The sequence below is a fragment of the Patiriisocius hiemis genome, from assembly GCF_031846325.1.
Taxonomy (GTDB): domain Bacteria; phylum Bacteroidota; class Bacteroidia; order Flavobacteriales; family Flavobacteriaceae; genus Patiriisocius_A; species Patiriisocius_A hiemis.
In genome coordinates this window covers 203,768-221,122 of sequence record NZ_JAVRHZ010000001.1, presented here as the reverse complement: position 1 = coordinate 221,122, position 17,355 = coordinate 203,768, and the positions used below count along the sequence as shown (strand labels likewise).

The following is a 17,355-nucleotide window of genomic DNA, read 5'->3' as shown; positions in this document are numbered from 1 at the left end:
TCGCTTTTAAGTTATTTCTAATGGTTCAAAAATAGGCAAGAAAAATTGTAGAAATACTATTGAATTAAAAAAGTTATTGAGGAGTTTTGTTAACAACCTAAGTGTCTATTTTAGATTTTAGTTTTTACTTCAGCTTATAATGATTCATCAACATTCTCTCATAAACCTTGTCAGGGAGAACTCTCTTTAAAACAATTGAGAATTTTTGCAAAAATGCTCCTACTCTATAGTGAACTTTTGGTTGATTTTTCTGAAGAATTTTATAGACTTCTCTTGCCATAATCATAGGGTCCTCACCACCGTCCACATGCTCATTCATTGTTTTAAGTGTTTCTCCATAGGCTTTTTGATAAGGAGAACTTTCCAAAACGGGTGCATGAAATCGTCCAGCAGCAATATTAGTTGCAAAGTCTCCTGGTGCAACGCTGGTCATCAGAATACCAAACTGCTTGGTTTCCATACGGTAGGCTTCAATGGTGATTTCTAATGCAGATTTTGTAGCAGAATATATACCACGGTACGGCAACCCCATATAGCCTGCAATAGAGGTAATGTTTACTATTTTACCACTTTTTTGTTTACGCATTTGTGGAAGTACTGCTTTAATTACTTCAAGAGGTCCATAAAAATTAGTTTCAAAAGCATTTCTAATTTCATCAGTTGGGGTTTCTTCTATTGGACCCGTAATACCAATACCAGCATTATTAATAACAACGTCTAGTCTACTTTCTTCAGAAATAATTTTTGTTACTGCAGCTTCTATTTGTTGTGGGCTTGTAACATCTACTTGTAATAGAGGAAATGGTGTAGATTTTGAATATTTTGAAGGGTTTCTACTAGTCCCATAGACACGATAATTTTTTTGAGCTAAGTATGTACCTATGGCTTTCCCTATTCCTGAAGAACCTCCTGTAATTAAAACTACTTGTGACATGGTTGTTAGTTGCTATGACAAAGATGCGGTTTCAATACTAAAATTCAAAACCAAATGAAAATAAAGCGCATAAAAAATGGCAAGCTACCTACATCACACCGCTACGACCGTTTACCCTTGCTGCGTTCCCGCCCTGGGGGATTCAACAGGAGCTGGTTGTGTAGGACTTGCCGCTGCAAAGATACTATATTTTAAAGCTTGTACAAAGTATTTTTAGTTATCAATTATAATAAATACCTTTCGGAAAAATTTAAAAAAACAATGTCATTTTATAAACTATTCGCACTCATAGCATTGCTGGTTGTATTCCCTTCTTGTGAAGAAGAAGTCACTAATGTAAATGATCTATTTTCTGTTACAATTAAAGACCAAAAAAAGAAGTATACAACTGAAGAAAGCATTGAAGTTAGCCTTGTAAACAAAAAGAATAAAGAAATATCGACTATTACTTACAATTTGGACGATGTTAGTGTTTCAGCTAATGCTTCAGAAAGCAAAACAATATCGCTTTCAGAAAAAAAATTAGGTAAAAGAAGTGTTATTGCTACTGTAGTGGTTGATGATAAATCGTATACAGTTTCAAAAGATATCATTATTGTTGCCAGTAAAAGTCCTAAGCTATATAGTTACAAAATACTAGAGACCTACCCCCACGATAATAATGCCTACACACAAGGACTAGAGTTTAAAGGTGATACATTATATGAAAGTACAGGACAACGCAAAGAATCTTCTCTTAGAAAAATTGCATATAAAACTGGAGAGGTTCTACAAAAAGTAGCCTTACAAGATCAATATTTTGGGGAAGGACTTACTATTCTTAATAACAAAATATATCAACTTACATGGCAAGCAAAAACAGGTTTTATTTATAACTTAAATACCCTAGAGAGAACAGGAACTTTTGTGTATGGTAAGAGTAAAGAAGGTTGGGGATTAGCTAACGATGGAGCTAAAATCTATAAGAGTGATGGTACAGAAAAAATATGGACATTGAATGCGGAAACACTAGCCGAAGAAGATTATATAGAAATTTACACCAATAAAAGCAAGATAGATAGCGTAAATGAACTAGAATATGTAGATGGAAAAATCTATGCAAATATCTATCAAAAAGATGCTATTGCTATTGTAAACCCAAACAATGGTGCTGTAGAAGGTGTAATTAACCTTAAGTCTTTAAAAGAACAAGTTACACAACACCCTAAACTAGATGTCCTAAACGGAATCGCTTACAAAGGTGAACCTAACATTCTTTATATCACAGGAAAAAACTGGGATAAGCTATTTAAAATTGAAATTATAGCGAACTAAAAGCAAAAAACTATTTTCCCTCACTCAAAATAGCCATTCACTCAATGGCTATTTTTTTTTACTCCTATTTTATTGTGATTTGTGTGTATAAATATAACATTATGAAAAAAGCCATCACGATTAAAATTCCAGAGCCTTGTCATGAAGATTGGGCAAAAATGACTCCAACCGAAAAAGGAAGACATTGTAAAGTATGTACCAAAGAGGTAGTTGATTTTACAAACAAAACAGACGAAGACTTAGTAAAGTACCTAACTAATAACACAAATACATGTGGTAGATTTAAAAAATCACAGTTAGACAGGGAAGTAAAACTAGAAAGAAAGTCAAGAAATAGTTTAGTGCCCTATGCTGCTTCACTTCTACTACCGTTGAGTATGGCAGCCAATGCTATGGAACAAGGTAATTATTCTAAAGCACCACAAAAACAATATGTATCTTTAGAAATTGGAAGTCTTAAAACAGTAATCATAACTGGGCTTATTAAAGATAATAAAGGAGCGCTTGTCTCTAATGCTACAATTACAATTAAAGAAACTGGTGTAACCACAACTACTAATGAAAAGGGCCAATATATATTACGAGCAAAAGCTGGTCAAACACTATTAATTACACATAAGGGCTACCATAAGCAAGAAGTTACTATTTCAGCAGAAAAAGGTTCTTTTAACATTGTTTTAGAGTCTAATGAAACGGTTATCATAAAAGGGTATAACACTTCTAAAGAAACCCAAGTTGTGGGAAGAATGGTTTCTACTATTAAAACAGAAATTACAATTTCAGGGAATGTAACCGATGATGCTGGGCTGCCGTTGCCAGGAGCTAATGTGATTGTAAAAGGAACAGCCATTGGAACGCAAACCGATTTTGATGGTAACTACAGCATAGAAATAGAACCCAATCAAGTATTAGTTTTTAGTTACGTAGGTTTTGAAACACAAGAAATTACTGCCTCAAATGTTTCTAATACAATAGATGTTAGTCTTGAAGCTGGAGCTTATTTAGGCGGATATATAGTTGGCTTGATAATTACACCAGAAGCTGACGATGGTTATATAGAACAATTTCCAAGACCAGATTTTAGGGAAGACCCTGAGCGTAAAGCATGGAAAGAAAAGCTAAAAAAACAACACGAAAACGAAATTGAGTTTAAACGTATTAAGCAAGCTAGAAAAAAAGCCGAAAGACAACTAAAACGCAAAAACAAAAAGAGAAAAGGGAAAAAATAGCACACACAATATTATGCTTCATAATAAAGTTATATTTTTACTAAAAATTTATAGCACGTGAAGTATTTATACGGATTGGCAATTTTATGTTGTCTTGTTTTATGGAGTTCTTGTCGTAATGATTTTGAGACAGTACCAAGTACAGGGAGTTTGGAATTTTCTAGGGATACTGTTTTTTTAGATACTATATTTACTAATATTGGTTCTAGTACTTATAATCTAACAGTTTATAATCGTAGTGACGAAGATATAAGTGTACCAAATGTTGGGCTTGCCGATGGAGAAAACTCTAATTATAGATTAAATGTTGATGGTTTACCCGGAAAAACTTTTGAAAACGTACAAATACGTGCTAATGACAGTATTTTTATTTTTATTGAAACTACATTTGATGTAGCTCCCACCAATGAACTAGAGTTCTTATACACAGACCAAATAGTGTTTGATTCAGGTGCTAATGAACAAAAAGTTGAACTTGTTACTCTTGTTCAAGATGCAATATTTCTATTCCCTGAAGACTTAGGCAATGGTATGTTTGAGACCTTAAATCTAGGTACTGACGAAGAAGGAAACGATATCTTAATTGAAGGGTTTTTCTTAGATAATACAGAGTTAACTTTCACAAACGAAAAACCCTATGTAATTTATGGTTTTGCAGCCGTCCCGCCTGGAGAAACGCTTGAGATACAACCTGGTGCAAGAGTTCATTTTCATGAAAATAGTGGCATCCTTGTAGCTAATACTGGCTCCATAAAAGCCAATGGGCAACCTAGTTCAGATCCAGAAGTCATGGAGGGTGAAATTATTTTTGAAAGTGATAGATTAGAGCCTGGTTTTAGTGATATCCCTGGGCAATGGGGAACTATTTGGTGCACGGCTGGAAGTACAGATAATGAGTTTAGTTATGTAACCATTAAAAATGCCATTGTTGGAATTAGAATGGATAGTAATGATGGTGACGAAACTTTGTCATTATCTAATGTTCAGATTTACAATAGTTCTTTCTTTGGAATACAAACCTTAACAGGAAATATTTACGGTGAAAATGTAGTAATTAATAATTCTGGTTTAGTATCACTAAATATAGGGTTTGGTGGAACCTACACTTTTAACCATTGTACGTTTGCAAATTATTGGACCAATAGTTTTCGCTCCTTTCCTACTCTAATTCTAGATAATTCTGTACAAACTGGAGAAACCACTTTTGAGACTATGCCACTAAGTGCTACTTTTAATAACTGTATTGTTTTTGGAAACGAACAAAGAGAGTATGCAATTGTAAGGGAAGGAAATGATCCATTTAATTTCAGTTTTACAAATTCACTAATGCGTTTTGAAGATCCAGACGGAGAATTTGCAGACAATCCTCTATATTCAGACCCAGCATTTTACCCTAATACAATTTTTAATCAAGACCCATTATTTCAAGATACTGAAAACAACAACTTTAACATAGAACAAGGAGCATCTGCTGCACAAGGTATTGGAGCCAATGGTGTCCCTCCTGCTACAGACTTAAACGGAACTCCTAGAGCTACTCCACCAGATGCTGGTGCCTATGAAGCAACAGTTTTTCCAGATCCTGAAGGATAGTAGAACTTAATTTAGAGTTGAAGTATTACGTAGAGAAGAGTAACAAATATTCTTCTTTACTATCGTAATCATATGTGCCAATTTCTTTTAAGCCTAACTTTTCTAAAAGCTTTATAGAAGCAATATTCTCTTTTACGGTAAAGCCTAAAATTTTATGTAGCTGTAAGGTTGAAAAAGCAAAGTCTAAAACTGCTTTTGCAGATTCATACCCATACCCCTTTCCAATATAATCTGGTAAAAATGCAAAACCAATATCTGGATTGTCTAAGTCCTCACGTTTATATAAACCACAGGCACCTATGGCAATACTACTTTCTTTTAAGGAGACTAGGTAAGAACCATATCCATTTTGTGTGTAACTTGGAATGTAGTATTTTTCTATAAAAATTTCTGCATCTACAACTGAATGGACTTTTCTATCACCTATATACTCCAACCAACCTTGGCTGTTAAGCAGTTTCAACATAAATGGTGCATCAGAAACTTCAATTTTGCGCAATGCTAACCTTTCGGTTTCTAGTACATTCATAACTTCTTAATTTAAACAACAAACAAAGGTCTATCTTCCATCATCTCATTCACTTTATTACCAACTTGCTCAAGACGACTTTCGTCTTCAAAGTTTATAATAGCCTCGTCTATTAAACTTACAATATCAAGCATCTCTGCTTCTTTTAATCCTCGTGTAGTTACTGCTGCTGTCCCTATTCTTATACCGCTCGTTACAAATGGAGATTTATCATCAAAAGGCACCATATTTTTGTTAACTGTTATTTCTGCCTTACCTAGTGCTTCCTCAGCTTGTTTTCCTGAAATATTTTTGTTTCTAAGGTCTATTAACATCATGTGATTATCAGTTCCTTCAGAGATTACCTTGTAACCTTTTTCTACAAAAGCCTGAGCCATAACTGAAGCATTTTTCTTAACCTGTACCATATAGTGTAAAAAATCGTCAGTCAAAGCTTCTCCAAAGGCTATTGCCTTGGCTGCTATTATATGTTCTAGTGGTCCCCCTTGATTACCAGGAAAAATACCGCTATCTAACAACGAAGACATTTTACGTAAGTTCCCATTTTTAAGTGTTATCCCGAATGGATTTTCAAAATCCTTACCCATCAAAATCATTCCTCCTCTTGGACCACGTAGGGTCTTATGGGTGGTAGTTGTAACTACATGACAATGCGGGATTGGATCGCTAATTATCCCCTTGGCAATAAGTCCAGCTGGATGTGCAATATCTGCTAGTAAAATAGCACCTACTTTATCTGCTATTTCTCTAAAACGTTTGTAATCTATTTCTCTAGAATAAGCCGAAGCACCAGCGATAATCATTTTAGGCTGTTCTTTAACTGCAATTGCTTCAATTTTATCATAATCAAGCATTCCTGTAGCTTCTTCTACTCCGTAAAAGACTGGATTATATAATTTTCCTGAAAAATTTACAGGGCTACCATGAGTAAGGTGCCCACCATGTGATAAATCGAAACCTAAAAATTTATCTCCTGGCTTTAAGCATGCGTGAAAAACTGCTGTATTTGCTTGAGAACCACTATGTGGTTGTACGTTTGCATACTCGGCTCCAAATAATGTTTTGGCTCTCTCAATCGCAATAGTCTCAACCTCATCCACTACTTCACATCCGCCATAATATCGTTTACCGGGGTATCCTTCAGCGTACTTGTTAGTTAGAACAGAACCAGCTGCTTCTAGTACTTGTTGGCTTACAAAATTTTCAGAAGCAATTAACTCTAATCCATTGATTTGACGTTTCTTTTCAGCTTCAATTAATTCAAAAATTTGTTCGTCTCGTTGCATAGTAATATTCAGAAAAATTAATAAGTATCAAAAATAGTAAAAGCTCTTGGTTAGTGTTGGATAAATTATATATTTGATTAACAATTTACGAACAAAAAAAGATTCCTACTATGCCATTAACTGCAAACGACCCAAAAAGAAAAACTTGGTTAGACGTTCCAGAAAATTCAGACTTTCCAATACAAAATATTCCATTTGGTGTATTCTTAACACGCGACGATATTATTACTATAGGAACTCGTATTGGTAATACTGCTATAGACCTTGGAGCTTTACATCAATTAGGTTATTTTAATGGGATTGACCTTACCGATGATATTTTTCTGCAAGATTCATTAAACGACTTTATTGCAGACGGACGCAAAACATGGCGGCTAGTACGTAATAGGATTTCAGATTTATTTTTAAAAGATAATGACGAACTAAGAAAAAATAAAGAGCATTGCTTAAAAGTATTATTTAGATTAGATGAGATTGAAATGCTACTTCCAGTAGATGTTGGAGATTATACAGATTTTTATGCAAGTAAAGAGCATGCTACTAATGTAGGCTCCCTTTTTAGAGACCCGGAAAATGCATTACTTCCTAACTGGCTACATATTCCAATAGGATACCATGGAAGAAGTTCTTCTATTATTCCATCAGGGACTCCTATCACTAGACCCATGGGACAAACTAAGCCAGGAGATGATGGAAAACCAGGTTTTGGCCCAACAAAACTACTTGACTTTGAGCTAGAAATGGCCTTTATCACAACTGCTACCAACGATTTAGGAAAACGAGTTACTATAGATGAAGCAGAAGATAATATTTTTGGTTTAGTTCTTTTTAATGACTGGAGTGCGAGAGATATACAAGCTTGGGAATATGTTCCGCTTGGCCCTTTCTTAGGAAAAAGTTTTGCTTCTACAATTTCACCTTGGATCGTAACGTTAGACGCACTCGAACCATTTAGAACTAACGGTCCTAAACAAGATCCAAAACCACTACCCTATCTTCAACAAGGAGATAAAATGAATTTTGACATTAACCTACAAGTAGGTATTAAACCAAAAGATGGCGTAGAAACAATTGTAGCAAATTCAAATTTTAAATACATGTACTGGTCTATGGCACAACAACTTACACACCATACTGTAAATGGTTGTAACGTAAGGAGCGGAGACATGATGGGGAGTGGTACTATATCTGGTCCAACAAAAGATAGTTATGGTTCTATGCTGGAGCTTACTTGGCGTGGTCAAAACCCAATTACACTTAAGAACGGATCTCAGCGTAAATTTATTCAAGATAATGATACTGTAATTATGAGAGCACATGCTCAAAATGACCAAGTACGCATTGGTTTTGGCGATTGTATAGGCAAGGTGCTGCCTTCCAAATAGTTACAACTTTGGCATCACAATTGTAATCTCATATATACATCTTAAAATACAAGATTATGAGAAACACTATTACTTTAATGAGCATTGTGCTATTGTTGACGGCCTGCAGTAGTGTAAAAAGAAACGAGAAGTTTCTGGCTCTTGGAAATTATGATGAAGCAATTGAGCTAGCCGTAAAGAAGATTGCAAAAGACAAAGACAGTAAAAAAAGTAAAGAGCATATCTCTTTGCTAGAACAGGCTTTTGCTAAAGTGGTAGATCAAGATTTACGTCGTATTAAGTATTTAGAAAAGGATACAAATCCAGAAAACGTAAGAGAAATATACTATATCTATGCTGGATTAGAATCTAGACAACAACTTATTAGACCTCTCCTGCCTTTAAAAAATGGCTCGTTTGCTATAGTTGACTACACAGATGAAATAGTACAAGCAAAAAAGGATTATGCAGATTTTTTGTTTGCTGAAGGAAATAACTACTTAAATAGGAATACCGTTCTAGATGCAAGAGAAGCACATCACTATTTTTCAAAGTTGAAAGATATACAACCTAATTATTTTGAAGTAGATAAGCTCCTAAATGAAGCACATTATCAAGGAACCGATTTTGTTTCGGTACAAATAAATAATTTAAGTAACCAGATTATCCCTAGAAGATTAGAGCAAGAGTTATTAGACTTTAATACTTATGGTCTTGATGATTTTTGGACAGAATATCATGGTGCAAAGCAAAATGGCATTCCATACAGTTATGGGGTTTCACTTAATTTTAAACAAATTGGTGTTTCACCAGAACATGTGCGAGAAAAAGAGTATAACCGTACTAAGCGAATTAAAGATGGATGGGAATACAAACTAGACCGAAATGGAAATGTAATGAAAGACAGTCTAGGAAATGATATTAAAGTAGATATTATTAAAGTTGTAAAAGCCCGAGTTACCTATACTGAGCAAGTAAAGTCTGTCTTGGTTGGTGGCACAGTAGTTTACCGTGATTTTGAAAGAAAAGAAGTAATTGACAGGCACCCTTTAAGCAGCGAATTTATCTTCGAAAACATCTTTGCTAGATATAGAGGAGATGAAAGAGCCTTAACAGAAGAAGACAAAAGGTTACTTAGAAATGATTTTATTCCATTTCCAAGCAATGAGCAAATGGTTTTGGATGCAGGAACAGATATTAAAATTAGACTATCTGAAATCTTAGAACAAAATAGTTTTAGGTAGCTCCTACAATGTAAAAACTCCCAAATTGGGAGTTTTTTTTATATAAAATTCTCTAATTCTGATGCTTGAATACTATGGTGTGAGGCATGAGCCACAGCAGTACCGTTTTTAATAACTAGTAATTGGGGACTTTGATGTAAAACTTGAAAACGATGCCCAACTGCATCAGAAATATCACGATAACTCAATAAATCTAGATAATATAAGTCTAACTGTTCTTCAGAAATTGAAAAAGAGTTTTCAAAATTTCGTAATACCATTCTACTTATCCCACAACGCGTAGAGTGTTTAAAAATAGCTATAGGTTTTGATTTTGAAGTAGCAACAATTTCATCCAATTGCTCCATAGTTGTTAGCTGCTTCCAAGCAATAGCGCTTTTTTCTTTTTCTTCTGAAGCATCCTTATTTCCAAATAAACCAAATAGTCCCATTTTTATATATTTTATCACAAATTTAAGCATTCTATACGTCAAAATGACCGCATATTCCTTACAAAAATCAGCCATTTTGTCGTTTTGTACAATTGGTTCATTGTTTGTTATATACTTTAAAAAAAATGAAATTTCGATAATTCCAATTCTTTGGAAAACATCGATCAGCTTAAAATATAAAGACAATGAATTTTAATAATTATACAATAAAATCACAAGAAGCTATACAGCAAGCACAACAACTTGCTCAAGGCTATGGACATCAACAAATTGAAAATGAGCATATTTTAAAAGCTATTTTTGATGTTGATGAAAATGTAACGCCCTATATTTTAAAGAAACTAAATGTTAATTTATCACTTTTACAACAAGTACTTAATAAACAGTTAGAAAGTTTTCCAAAAGTAAGTGGCGGGGATATTATGCTATCTAGGGAAGCTGGAAAAGCAGTTAATGAGGCAAGCATTATTGCAAAAAAAATGAATGATGAATATGTTTCTATTGAACACCTACTCATTGCCATTTTTAAATCTAAAAGCAGTATTGCACAAACTTTAAAAGACCAAGGTGTTACCGAAAAAAACCTAAAAGCAGCTATAGAAGAGTTACGTAAAGGTGAAAATGTAACCTCGCAAAGTGCAGAAGACACCTATAATTCATTAAATAAGTATGCAAGAAATCTTAACGAATTAGCTAGCACGGGTAAGTTAGACCCTGTGATAGGACGTAATGAAGAGATACGTCGTATTCTTCAAATACTGTCAAGACGAACTAAAAACAATCCTATGCTGGTTGGAGAACCAGGGACTGGTAAAACAGCTATTGCCGAAGGTTTAGCTCATAGAATTGTAGATGGTGATGTACCAGAAAACTTAAAATCAAAAATTGTTTATTCCCTAGATATGGGAGCACTAATTGCAGGAGCAAAATACAAAGGTGAGTTTGAAGAGCGTTTAAAAGCAGTTATCAAAGAAGTAACCACTAGTGATGGTGATATTGTATTGTTTATTGATGAAATACACACACTAGTAGGTGCTGGAGGAGGTCAAGGAGCCATGGACGCAGCTAATATTCTGAAACCTGCGCTAGCTAGAGGAGAGCTAAGGGCTATTGGCGCTACTACCTTAGATGAATACCAAAAGTATTTTGAGAAAGACAAGGCATTAGAAAGACGTTTTCAAAAAGTGCTAGTTGATGAGCCAGATACTGAAAGTGCTATTTCTATACTTAGAGGTATTAAGGAAAAATATGAAACACACCATAAAGTTAGAATTAAAGATGAAGCAATTATCGCAGCAGTAGAATTATCTCAACGCTATATTACTAATAGATTTTTGCCTGATAAAGCAATAGACCTAATGGATGAGGCTGCTTCAAAATTGAGAATGGAAATTAATTCTAAACCTGAAGAACTAGATGTTTTGGACAGGAAGATAATGCAACTCGAAATTGAAATTGAAGCAATAAAGCGTGAAAAAGATGAGTCTAAACTCAAGTCTTTAAGAGCAGACCTTGCAAATCTTAAAGAAGAGCGCAACGAACTTAATGCAAAATGGAAAGCAGAAAAAGATGTAGTAGATTCAGTTCAAAACCTAAAAAAGGAAATTGAAGAATATAAGCTACAGGCTGAAAAAGCTGAACGAGAAGGGGACTTTGGTACTGTTGCAGAAATTAGATACGGAAAAATTAAAGAAGCTCAAGAAAAGTTAAGTTCTCTAGAAAAGCAATTGGCTAAAAACCAAAGCGCCAATTCTTTAATAAAAGAAGAAGTAGACAATGAAGACATCGCAGAAGTTGTAGCAAAGTGGACTGGAATCCCAGTAACTAAAATGTTACAAAGCGATAGAGAAAAACTTTTAAAGCTAGAAGATGAGCTTCATAAACGAGTTGTAGGGCAAGAAGAAGCTATTGTTGCAGTTAGTGACGCTATACGTAGAAGCCGTGCCGGCCTACAAGACGTGCAAAAACCAATTGGTTCCTTCCTATTTTTAGGAACAACTGGTGTAGGTAAAACAGAGTTAGCTAAAGCACTTGCAACATATCTTTTTGATGACGAAAATGCTATGACACGCATTGACATGAGTGAGTACCAAGAACGCCATAGTGTGAGTCGTCTTGTTGGGGCACCTCCAGGTTATGTAGGATATGATGAAGGAGGACAACTTACTGAAGCAGTAAGACGTAAACCTTACTCTGTTGTGCTACTTGATGAAATTGAAAAAGCGCATCCAGATACTTTTAATATCCTCTTACAAGTACTTGATGAAGGTAGGTTAACTGATAACAAAGGACGTGTTGCAGATTTTAAAAATGCAATTATAATTATGACTAGTAATATGGGTAGTCATATAATTCAAGAAAAGTTTGAAGCTATAAAAGACCCTGATACAGCAATGGAAGGAGCAAAGGTTGAAGTTCTTGGATTATTAAAGCAAACAGTTAGACCAGAATTTTTAAACAGGATAGACGATATCATTATGTTTACTCCGCTTAACAAGCAGGATATAAAGCAAATTGTAGGACTACAATTAAAGGGACTAACAAAAATGCTTGAGAAACAAGGCATTACTATGGATGCTACAGAAGAAGCTATAAGCTTTTTAGCAAATAAAGGCTTTGACCCTCAATATGGTGCAAGACCTGTAAAAAGAGTAATACAAAAAGAAGTGTTGAATCAGTTATCTAAAGAAATACTTTCAGGAAAAGTAAGTACAGATAGTATTATCCTTCTAGATAGCTTTGATGAGAAATTAGTTTTTAGAAATCAATCAGACTTGGTTTCTAGTTAAAAATAGTTCCTGAAATCATTTCAGGAATATATTTGGTTGGTTAGCCGCTCTCATAATATGTTGGGAGCGGTTTTTTATTTTTATTATTTAGATTACGTACTTTCGCAAGTATATGCTTTCAATAAAAAAACACCTATTTTTTTTATTTATTATTACACTAATTATCAGTTGTAATAATACACCAAAACCTATTGCAGATAACAGACAAAATGACTATGCTTTGTATGATGCAGATGGAGGTTTTCATAGACTTTCAAGTTATAATAACAGTAAAGCAATTGTGCTTTTTGTTCAAGGAAACGGCTGTCCAATTGTGCGTAATGCATTAACAGATTTTCACGCTATAGTAAATGATTTTTCTGAAAAAGGGTTTACTTTTTTTATGTTAAATAGTAATATTCAGGACAGTAAAGAAACTGTAAAAAAAGAAGCTTCAGAATTTAATTTTAAAGTCCCTGTTTTACTTGATAAGTATCAACTAATCGCCGAAGAACTAGATATTACTATAACTGCTGAGGCTATTATTTTACACCCAACTACCCGTGAAATTTTATATCGAGGTCCCATAAACAATAGGTTAGATTATGAAGCTCAAAAAACAAAGCCTACCGAAACCCATTTACGTGATGCGCTTTCTACTATTGTAAAAAAGAGGACCCCAGTTAGTCAGCAAGAAGTTACGAGAGGCTGCAAGGTGACACGTCTTTCAGAATTAGAGAAAGATAAAAAACTAACCTACACAAAAGACATTGCGCCTATTTTAGCAAAAAACTGTGTACAATGCCATAGAGATGATGGGATTGCTCCTTGGTCTATGAAAGATTATCAAACTGTAGCAGGATGGTCTGCGATGATAAAAGAAGTCTTATTAAGTAGAAGAATGCCTCCAACAAAGCTTGACCCTACTATTGGTGAGTTTTCTAATGTAAATATACTTCCAGATAGCAACAGAAGAAAAATTATAAATTGGATAGATGCAGGCTTAGACCCTGGAATTGGGAAAGATACACTAACAAGTATAGCGCAAAAAGACACAATTGAATGGCAAGGAGGCACTCCAGATAAAATTGTTTCTATTAAAGAAGAGACTATTCCTGCTTCAGAATTAATTCCCTATCGTGTTCAAGAGTTAGCTTTGGACTTAGAAATGGATTTATGGCTTAAAGGGATTGAAATTAAAACAGATAATAAAAAAGTAGTACATCATGTAGTTGTTACAAGCACAAGTACACCTAAAAGTAACCCTATTTTAAATAGAGAGTCAAGACAATGGCTTGATGACCTACTTGGTGTAAGCGGTGATGGACAAAACGATATTACTTTTTACCCTAACAATTCTGGAAAATTATTGAAAAAAGGAGATAAAATAATAGTACAAATACATTACACACCATCAGGTAAAATAGAAAAGGATAAAACTAAAATTGGTTTATATTATCATGACTCTATTCCTTCAAAAGAACATTATGTTATTACTCCTTTTGATACAAAAATTGAAATACTACCTCACGCTCAAAACCATAAAGAAATTGTTTATGATAGTATAAAAAAGAATATTAAGCTGTACTCAATATTTCCTCATATGCATTATAGAGGTTCCTCCATAAGCACATATGTTATGTATCCTAATGGCATAAAAAAAATATTACTATCGGTACCTGATTATAATTTTAATTGGCAACAAAACTATATCCTAAAAGAACCTCTGGATATTCCAGCTGGGTCAAAATTAATTGTAGAAGGAGTTTACGACAACACATACCAAAATCCAATAAATCCAGATCCTACTTCTTCAGTTTCTTATGGAAGGCAAAGCTATGATGAAATGCTTTGCGCATTCTTTTCGTATACTATTACTGAATAAATTATAATTCAATTGTAACAAAATTGCACTCTTGTTCGTCATACTAGTATAACAATCAAAAATACAAACAGTATGAAAACGCAAGCACAACAACTTGAAAGAGAGAGGACAATAACTCCAAAAAGAAACACACTATTAGCAATGTATATCGCTTTTGTTTCGGCACTAGTAGTTACATATAGCCTAGTAACAGCAGTAACGTATTTATAAAGAAAAATCCTCCTGTTTGGGGAAACACGGAGGACTTTTCTTTTCATAGCAATTTTGCTATATGATTTTTAAACCTCACATTCAAAAATCAAATTATATACTAACTAACAATGACATATACGCAAATAAAGTTTCTTTGGTTTTAAAAAAGTATCTTTATTAAAATTTTTATAGATGAAAGTAATTGTTAAGTCCTTATTTGTTTTATTTATAGTACTCTTTTCGCAATCTAGTTTTGCACAAACGAAAGCTTCTAAAGAAAATACAACGTACTACCTTATAAGGCATGCAGAAAAAGATAAAAGTGACGCTAAAAATAGAGACCCGCATTTAACTGAAAAGGGGATGGCTAGAGCAACACGTTGGGCTGCATATTTTAAAGATAAAAATATAGATGCCGTTTATTCTACACCCTATCATAGAACCAAAGAAACTGCTCTTCCTACTGCTAATAGCTTAAAGCTTGATATAATAGAGTATAACCCAAGAGCTATGTATAGCGATTCTTTTAAAAAAGCTACCAAAGGTAAAAATGTATTAATAGTAGGGCACAGTAACACTACTCCACAGTTTACTAATTTAATTATAGGTAAAGATGCTTTCCCATCAATGTCTGAAGATGACAACAGTAGTTTATACATCGTAAAGATAGTAGGAAATGAAACAGAGGTTTCTGTTGAAAATATAAACTAGTTTATACTTACTTCAATCTGCTCATTTTCAATCTTTGAAAGCAGCACTAGTTCTTCATTTTCAAATAAAGAATCTAGAGTTGTAAGTTTAATATCTAAGCTTTCTGGTTTGTAATTGTTATAATCTAAGAATGTAATTCCGTTTACAACTCGTTTATTAAAAGCTTCTCTAAACCTTATACCCCCACCATTTACAGTATAACTATAGGCAAGATAGTCTAAAGAAAAATCTTCTTTTTCTATCCAATAGACAAACTCATCTTCAAAATCGGTTCCACCTCCTTCTTCGGTAAAAGTAATACCAATTTCGTAATATTCTTTACCCTTAATTGTTGCTTCTCCTAACAATTCCTTTTTAACCGCTGGAGCATTTAAGCCGTAAGGTAGTTGCGAAAAGTAATGTACGCTATTTACACTATTAGCATACTTTGTAGCCATAGAATCTACTACTTTAATAACGCTATCATTTATATATCTTCTATAGCCTTCATTGGTTATCACATCTTTTATTATCCCAATACTATCACTAAAAATCCTTTCGTATTGGTACTTGCCTGCTTTTCTAATGCTTTTATATTCTTTATCCCGAAATGTAAAAGAGATAAAGGCGTCCTCACAATTATCATTACAATGTACGTCTATAGCATTGTCAATAATATCTTGTGCGGTTAGTTTTTTTGATGATTCCTTACATGACAAGATAAAAAGTACTGTTATAAGTAATAATAAAAGGCGCATAGTAAAGTTTTGTAACAAATGTAAGCACTTCCCTACGTATAATAGTAGTAGAATTTAGTAATTAACAATAATGTTTAATATGACAATCAAAACAGTTCTAGTCTCACTAACCTTATTTTTTTCTGGGTTTATTTTTTCGCAAAGCCCTAACTATGAAGCAGCTTTAAAAAGCTTTCAAGAAAATTATAACAACAATAATCCTGAACCTATTTTCAATATGTTTGATGCCACAATGCAGGCATCAGTAAATTTAAATACGACTACAGACATTGTAACTACCTTTCAAACTAATTATGGTAACTTTAAAAGCTTTCATTTTAAAGAAAGAAAAGAAACGCTTGAGACTTACACAGGTGTTTTTGAAAATGGAAAACTTACAATTTTACTTTCTTTAAATTCTGAAAATAAAATAAATGGTCTTCTTTTTAAACCTTATGAAGATGATGGGAGTCCTGGGAAGTTTGATCGTAACACAACAACCATGCAACTCCCCTTTAAAGGAGACTGGTTTACTTTTTGGGGCGGAACAGACAAAAGAGATAACTACCATGTAATTAATAGAGCACAACGAGGAGCTTTTGACTTTGTAATTGTAGATAGTAATAACAAAACTTATGAGAGAAGTGGTACTAGAAATGAAGATTACTACGCCTTTGGCAAACCACTTTACGCTGTTTGTGATGCAGAGGTAGTACAAGTAATTACTGGTATAGAAGATAATAAACCAGGTACCATGAATCCCAAACAAGCACTTGGAAACAGCCTTACCCTAAAAACATCCAATAATGAATATGTAGTATATGCCCATTTTGAAAAAGGAACTATAAAAGTAAAAAAAGGTGATAGAGTAGTAAAAGGCCAGTTACTTGGAAATTGTGGAAACTCTGGAAATAGTAGTGAACCACATTTACACATACACCTACAAGACGACAAAGATATGGCTAACGCAACTGGCGCTAGGCTCTTTTTTGAAGAACTATTAGTAAATGGAGAATTACAAAATGACTACTCGCCAGTTAAGAATGATGTAATCTCAAGAACGAAGCAATAAATAATTTTAGGCATACATACATTCACTAATTCTTATATACTAATACAAGGTTAACCATTTCAATTTCGATTTCTTTATGGCTATCTT

15 protein-coding genes and 1 other RNA gene are annotated in these 17,355 nt (G+C 33.8%); 10 read left to right on the top strand and 6 right to left on the bottom strand.

Annotation, left to right across the window (positions count from 1 at the left end):
• Positions 1–124: 124 nt before the first annotated feature.
• Together RM538_RS01040 and ffs are read right to left on the bottom strand one after the other, a co-directional pair.
• The gene (locus tag RM538_RS01040; protein WP_311331531.1) at positions 125–934 is read right to left on the bottom strand and encodes an SDR family oxidoreductase; all 810 of its coding nucleotides are present in this window, start codon (positions 932–934) and stop codon (positions 125–127) included.
• 74 nt (positions 935–1,008) lie between these two features.
• Positions 1,009–1,107, bottom strand: an RNA gene (gene ffs, locus RM538_RS01035) — signal recognition particle sRNA small type.
• An 88-nt stretch (positions 1,108–1,195) separates the two neighbouring features.
• On the opposite strand from ffs, the gene RM538_RS01030 reads away from it, so the two are divergent.
• The 3 genes from RM538_RS01030 (at position 1,196) to RM538_RS01020 (ending at position 5,070) form a co-directional block, all read left to right on the top strand.
• The gene (locus tag RM538_RS01030) at positions 1,196–2,248 is read left to right on the top strand and encodes a glutaminyl-peptide cyclotransferase (protein ID WP_311331530.1); all 1,053 of its coding nucleotides are present in this window, start codon (positions 1,196–1,198) and stop codon (positions 2,246–2,248) included.
• A gap of 101 nt (positions 2,249–2,349) precedes the next feature.
• Entirely contained in the window at positions 2,350–3,477 is a 1,128-nt protein-coding gene (locus RM538_RS01025) for a carboxypeptidase-like regulatory domain-containing protein (protein WP_311331529.1), read from the top strand.
• 57 nt (positions 3,478–3,534) lie between these two features.
• On the top strand, positions 3,535–5,070 hold the full coding sequence (locus RM538_RS01020) for a hypothetical protein (RefSeq protein WP_311331528.1): 1,536 nt from the start codon (positions 3,535–3,537) through the stop codon (positions 5,068–5,070).
• A 25-nt stretch (positions 5,071–5,095) separates the two neighbouring features.
• Here the strand turns inward: RM538_RS01020 and RM538_RS01015 are convergent, their stop codons facing one another.
• Both RM538_RS01015 and glyA read right to left on the bottom strand, forming a co-directional pair.
• Positions 5,096–5,599, bottom strand: a complete 504-nt coding sequence (locus tag RM538_RS01015) for a GNAT family N-acetyltransferase (RefSeq protein WP_311331527.1) — start codon at positions 5,597–5,599, stop codon at positions 5,096–5,098.
• Between the two features lie 11 nt (positions 5,600–5,610).
• A complete protein-coding gene (gene glyA, locus RM538_RS01010) occupies positions 5,611–6,885 on the bottom strand; it encodes a serine hydroxymethyltransferase (RefSeq protein WP_311331526.1) in 1,275 nt (424 codons plus the stop codon).
• A gap of 110 nt (positions 6,886–6,995) precedes the next feature.
• Here glyA and fahA point away from each other — a divergent pair, with 110 nt between their 5' ends.
• The gene (gene fahA / locus RM538_RS01005) at positions 6,996–8,270 is read left to right on the top strand and encodes a fumarylacetoacetase (RefSeq protein ID WP_311331525.1); all 1,275 of its coding nucleotides are present in this window, start codon (positions 6,996–6,998) and stop codon (positions 8,268–8,270) included.
• A gap of 56 nt (positions 8,271–8,326) precedes the next feature.
• Positions 8,327–9,493, top strand: coding sequence for a hypothetical protein (locus tag RM538_RS01000; protein ID WP_311331524.1), 1,167 nt, complete (start codon positions 8,327–8,329; stop codon positions 9,491–9,493).
• Positions 9,494–9,531: 38 nt separating this feature from the next.
• Here the strand turns inward: RM538_RS01000 and ytxJ are convergent, their stop codons facing one another.
• Positions 9,532–9,924, bottom strand: a complete 393-nt coding sequence (gene ytxJ, locus RM538_RS00995; RefSeq protein ID WP_311331523.1) for a bacillithiol system redox-active protein YtxJ — start codon at positions 9,922–9,924, stop codon at positions 9,532–9,534.
• Positions 9,925–10,109: 185 nt separating this feature from the next.
• Between ytxJ and clpB the strand changes: the two genes are divergently transcribed.
• The 4 genes from clpB to RM538_RS00975 all read left to right on the top strand — a co-directional run bounded on the left by clpB (position 10,110) and on the right by RM538_RS00975 (position 15,480).
• Complete coding sequence (clpB, locus tag RM538_RS00990) at positions 10,110–12,713, top strand: ATP-dependent chaperone ClpB (RefSeq protein WP_311331522.1); 2,604 nt, start codon at positions 10,110–10,112, stop codon at positions 12,711–12,713.
• A gap of 112 nt (positions 12,714–12,825) precedes the next feature.
• Positions 12,826–14,577, top strand: a complete 1,752-nt coding sequence (locus tag RM538_RS00985; RefSeq protein ID WP_311331521.1) for a redoxin domain-containing protein — start codon at positions 12,826–12,828, stop codon at positions 14,575–14,577.
• A gap of 72 nt (positions 14,578–14,649) precedes the next feature.
• On the top strand, positions 14,650–14,787 hold the full coding sequence (locus RM538_RS00980) for a hypothetical protein (protein WP_311331520.1): 138 nt from the start codon (positions 14,650–14,652) through the stop codon (positions 14,785–14,787).
• A 174-nt stretch (positions 14,788–14,961) separates the two neighbouring features.
• Entirely contained in the window at positions 14,962–15,480 is a 519-nt protein-coding gene (locus RM538_RS00975; RefSeq protein WP_311331519.1) for a SixA phosphatase family protein, read from the top strand.
• On the opposite strand, the gene RM538_RS00970 is transcribed toward RM538_RS00975, so the two are convergent.
• On the bottom strand, positions 15,477–16,217 hold the full coding sequence (locus RM538_RS00970) for a DUF6503 family protein (RefSeq protein ID WP_311331518.1): 741 nt from the start codon (positions 16,215–16,217) through the stop codon (positions 15,477–15,479). The genes RM538_RS00975 and RM538_RS00970 overlap by 4 nt on opposite strands.
• 79 nt (positions 16,218–16,296) lie before the next feature.
• Between RM538_RS00970 and RM538_RS00965 the strand changes: the two genes are divergently transcribed.
• Complete coding sequence (locus RM538_RS00965) at positions 16,297–17,268, top strand: peptidoglycan DD-metalloendopeptidase family protein (RefSeq protein ID WP_311331517.1); 972 nt, start codon at positions 16,297–16,299, stop codon at positions 17,266–17,268.
• Positions 17,269–17,355 lie beyond the last annotated feature (87 nt).

Coding starts and splice junctions, on each gene's coding strand:
- RM538_RS01040 (WP_311331531.1), bottom strand. CDS start 934: ATGTCACAAGTAGTTTTAATTACAGGAGGTTCTTCAGGAATAGGGAAA.
- RM538_RS01030 (WP_311331530.1), top strand. CDS start 1,196: ATGTCATTTTATAAACTATTCGCACTCATAGCATTGCTGGTTGTATTC.
- RM538_RS01025 (WP_311331529.1), top strand. CDS start 2,350: ATGAAAAAAGCCATCACGATTAAAATTCCAGAGCCTTGTCATGAAGAT.
- RM538_RS01015 (WP_311331527.1), bottom strand. CDS start 5,599: ATGAATGTACTAGAAACCGAAAGGTTAGCATTGCGCAAAATTGAAGTT.
- glyA (WP_311331526.1), bottom strand. CDS start 6,885: ATGCAACGAGACGAACAAATTTTTGAATTAATTGAAGCTGAAAAGAAA.
- fahA (WP_311331525.1), top strand. CDS start 6,996: ATGCCATTAACTGCAAACGACCCAAAAAGAAAAACTTGGTTAGACGTT.
- RM538_RS01000 (WP_311331524.1), top strand. CDS start 8,327: ATGAGAAACACTATTACTTTAATGAGCATTGTGCTATTGTTGACGGCC.
- ytxJ (WP_311331523.1), bottom strand. CDS start 9,924: ATGGGACTATTTGGTTTATTTGGAAATAAGGATGCTTCAGAAGAAAAA.
- clpB (WP_311331522.1), top strand. CDS start 10,110: ATGAATTTTAATAATTATACAATAAAATCACAAGAAGCTATACAGCAA.
- RM538_RS00985 (WP_311331521.1), top strand. CDS start 12,826: ATGCTTTCAATAAAAAAACACCTATTTTTTTTATTTATTATTACACTA.
- RM538_RS00980 (WP_311331520.1), top strand. CDS start 14,650: ATGAAAACGCAAGCACAACAACTTGAAAGAGAGAGGACAATAACTCCA.
- RM538_RS00975 (WP_311331519.1), top strand. CDS start 14,962: ATGAAAGTAATTGTTAAGTCCTTATTTGTTTTATTTATAGTACTCTTT.
- RM538_RS00970 (WP_311331518.1), bottom strand. CDS start 16,217: ATGCGCCTTTTATTATTACTTATAACAGTACTTTTTATCTTGTCATGT.
- RM538_RS00965 (WP_311331517.1), top strand. CDS start 16,297: ATGACAATCAAAACAGTTCTAGTCTCACTAACCTTATTTTTTTCTGGG.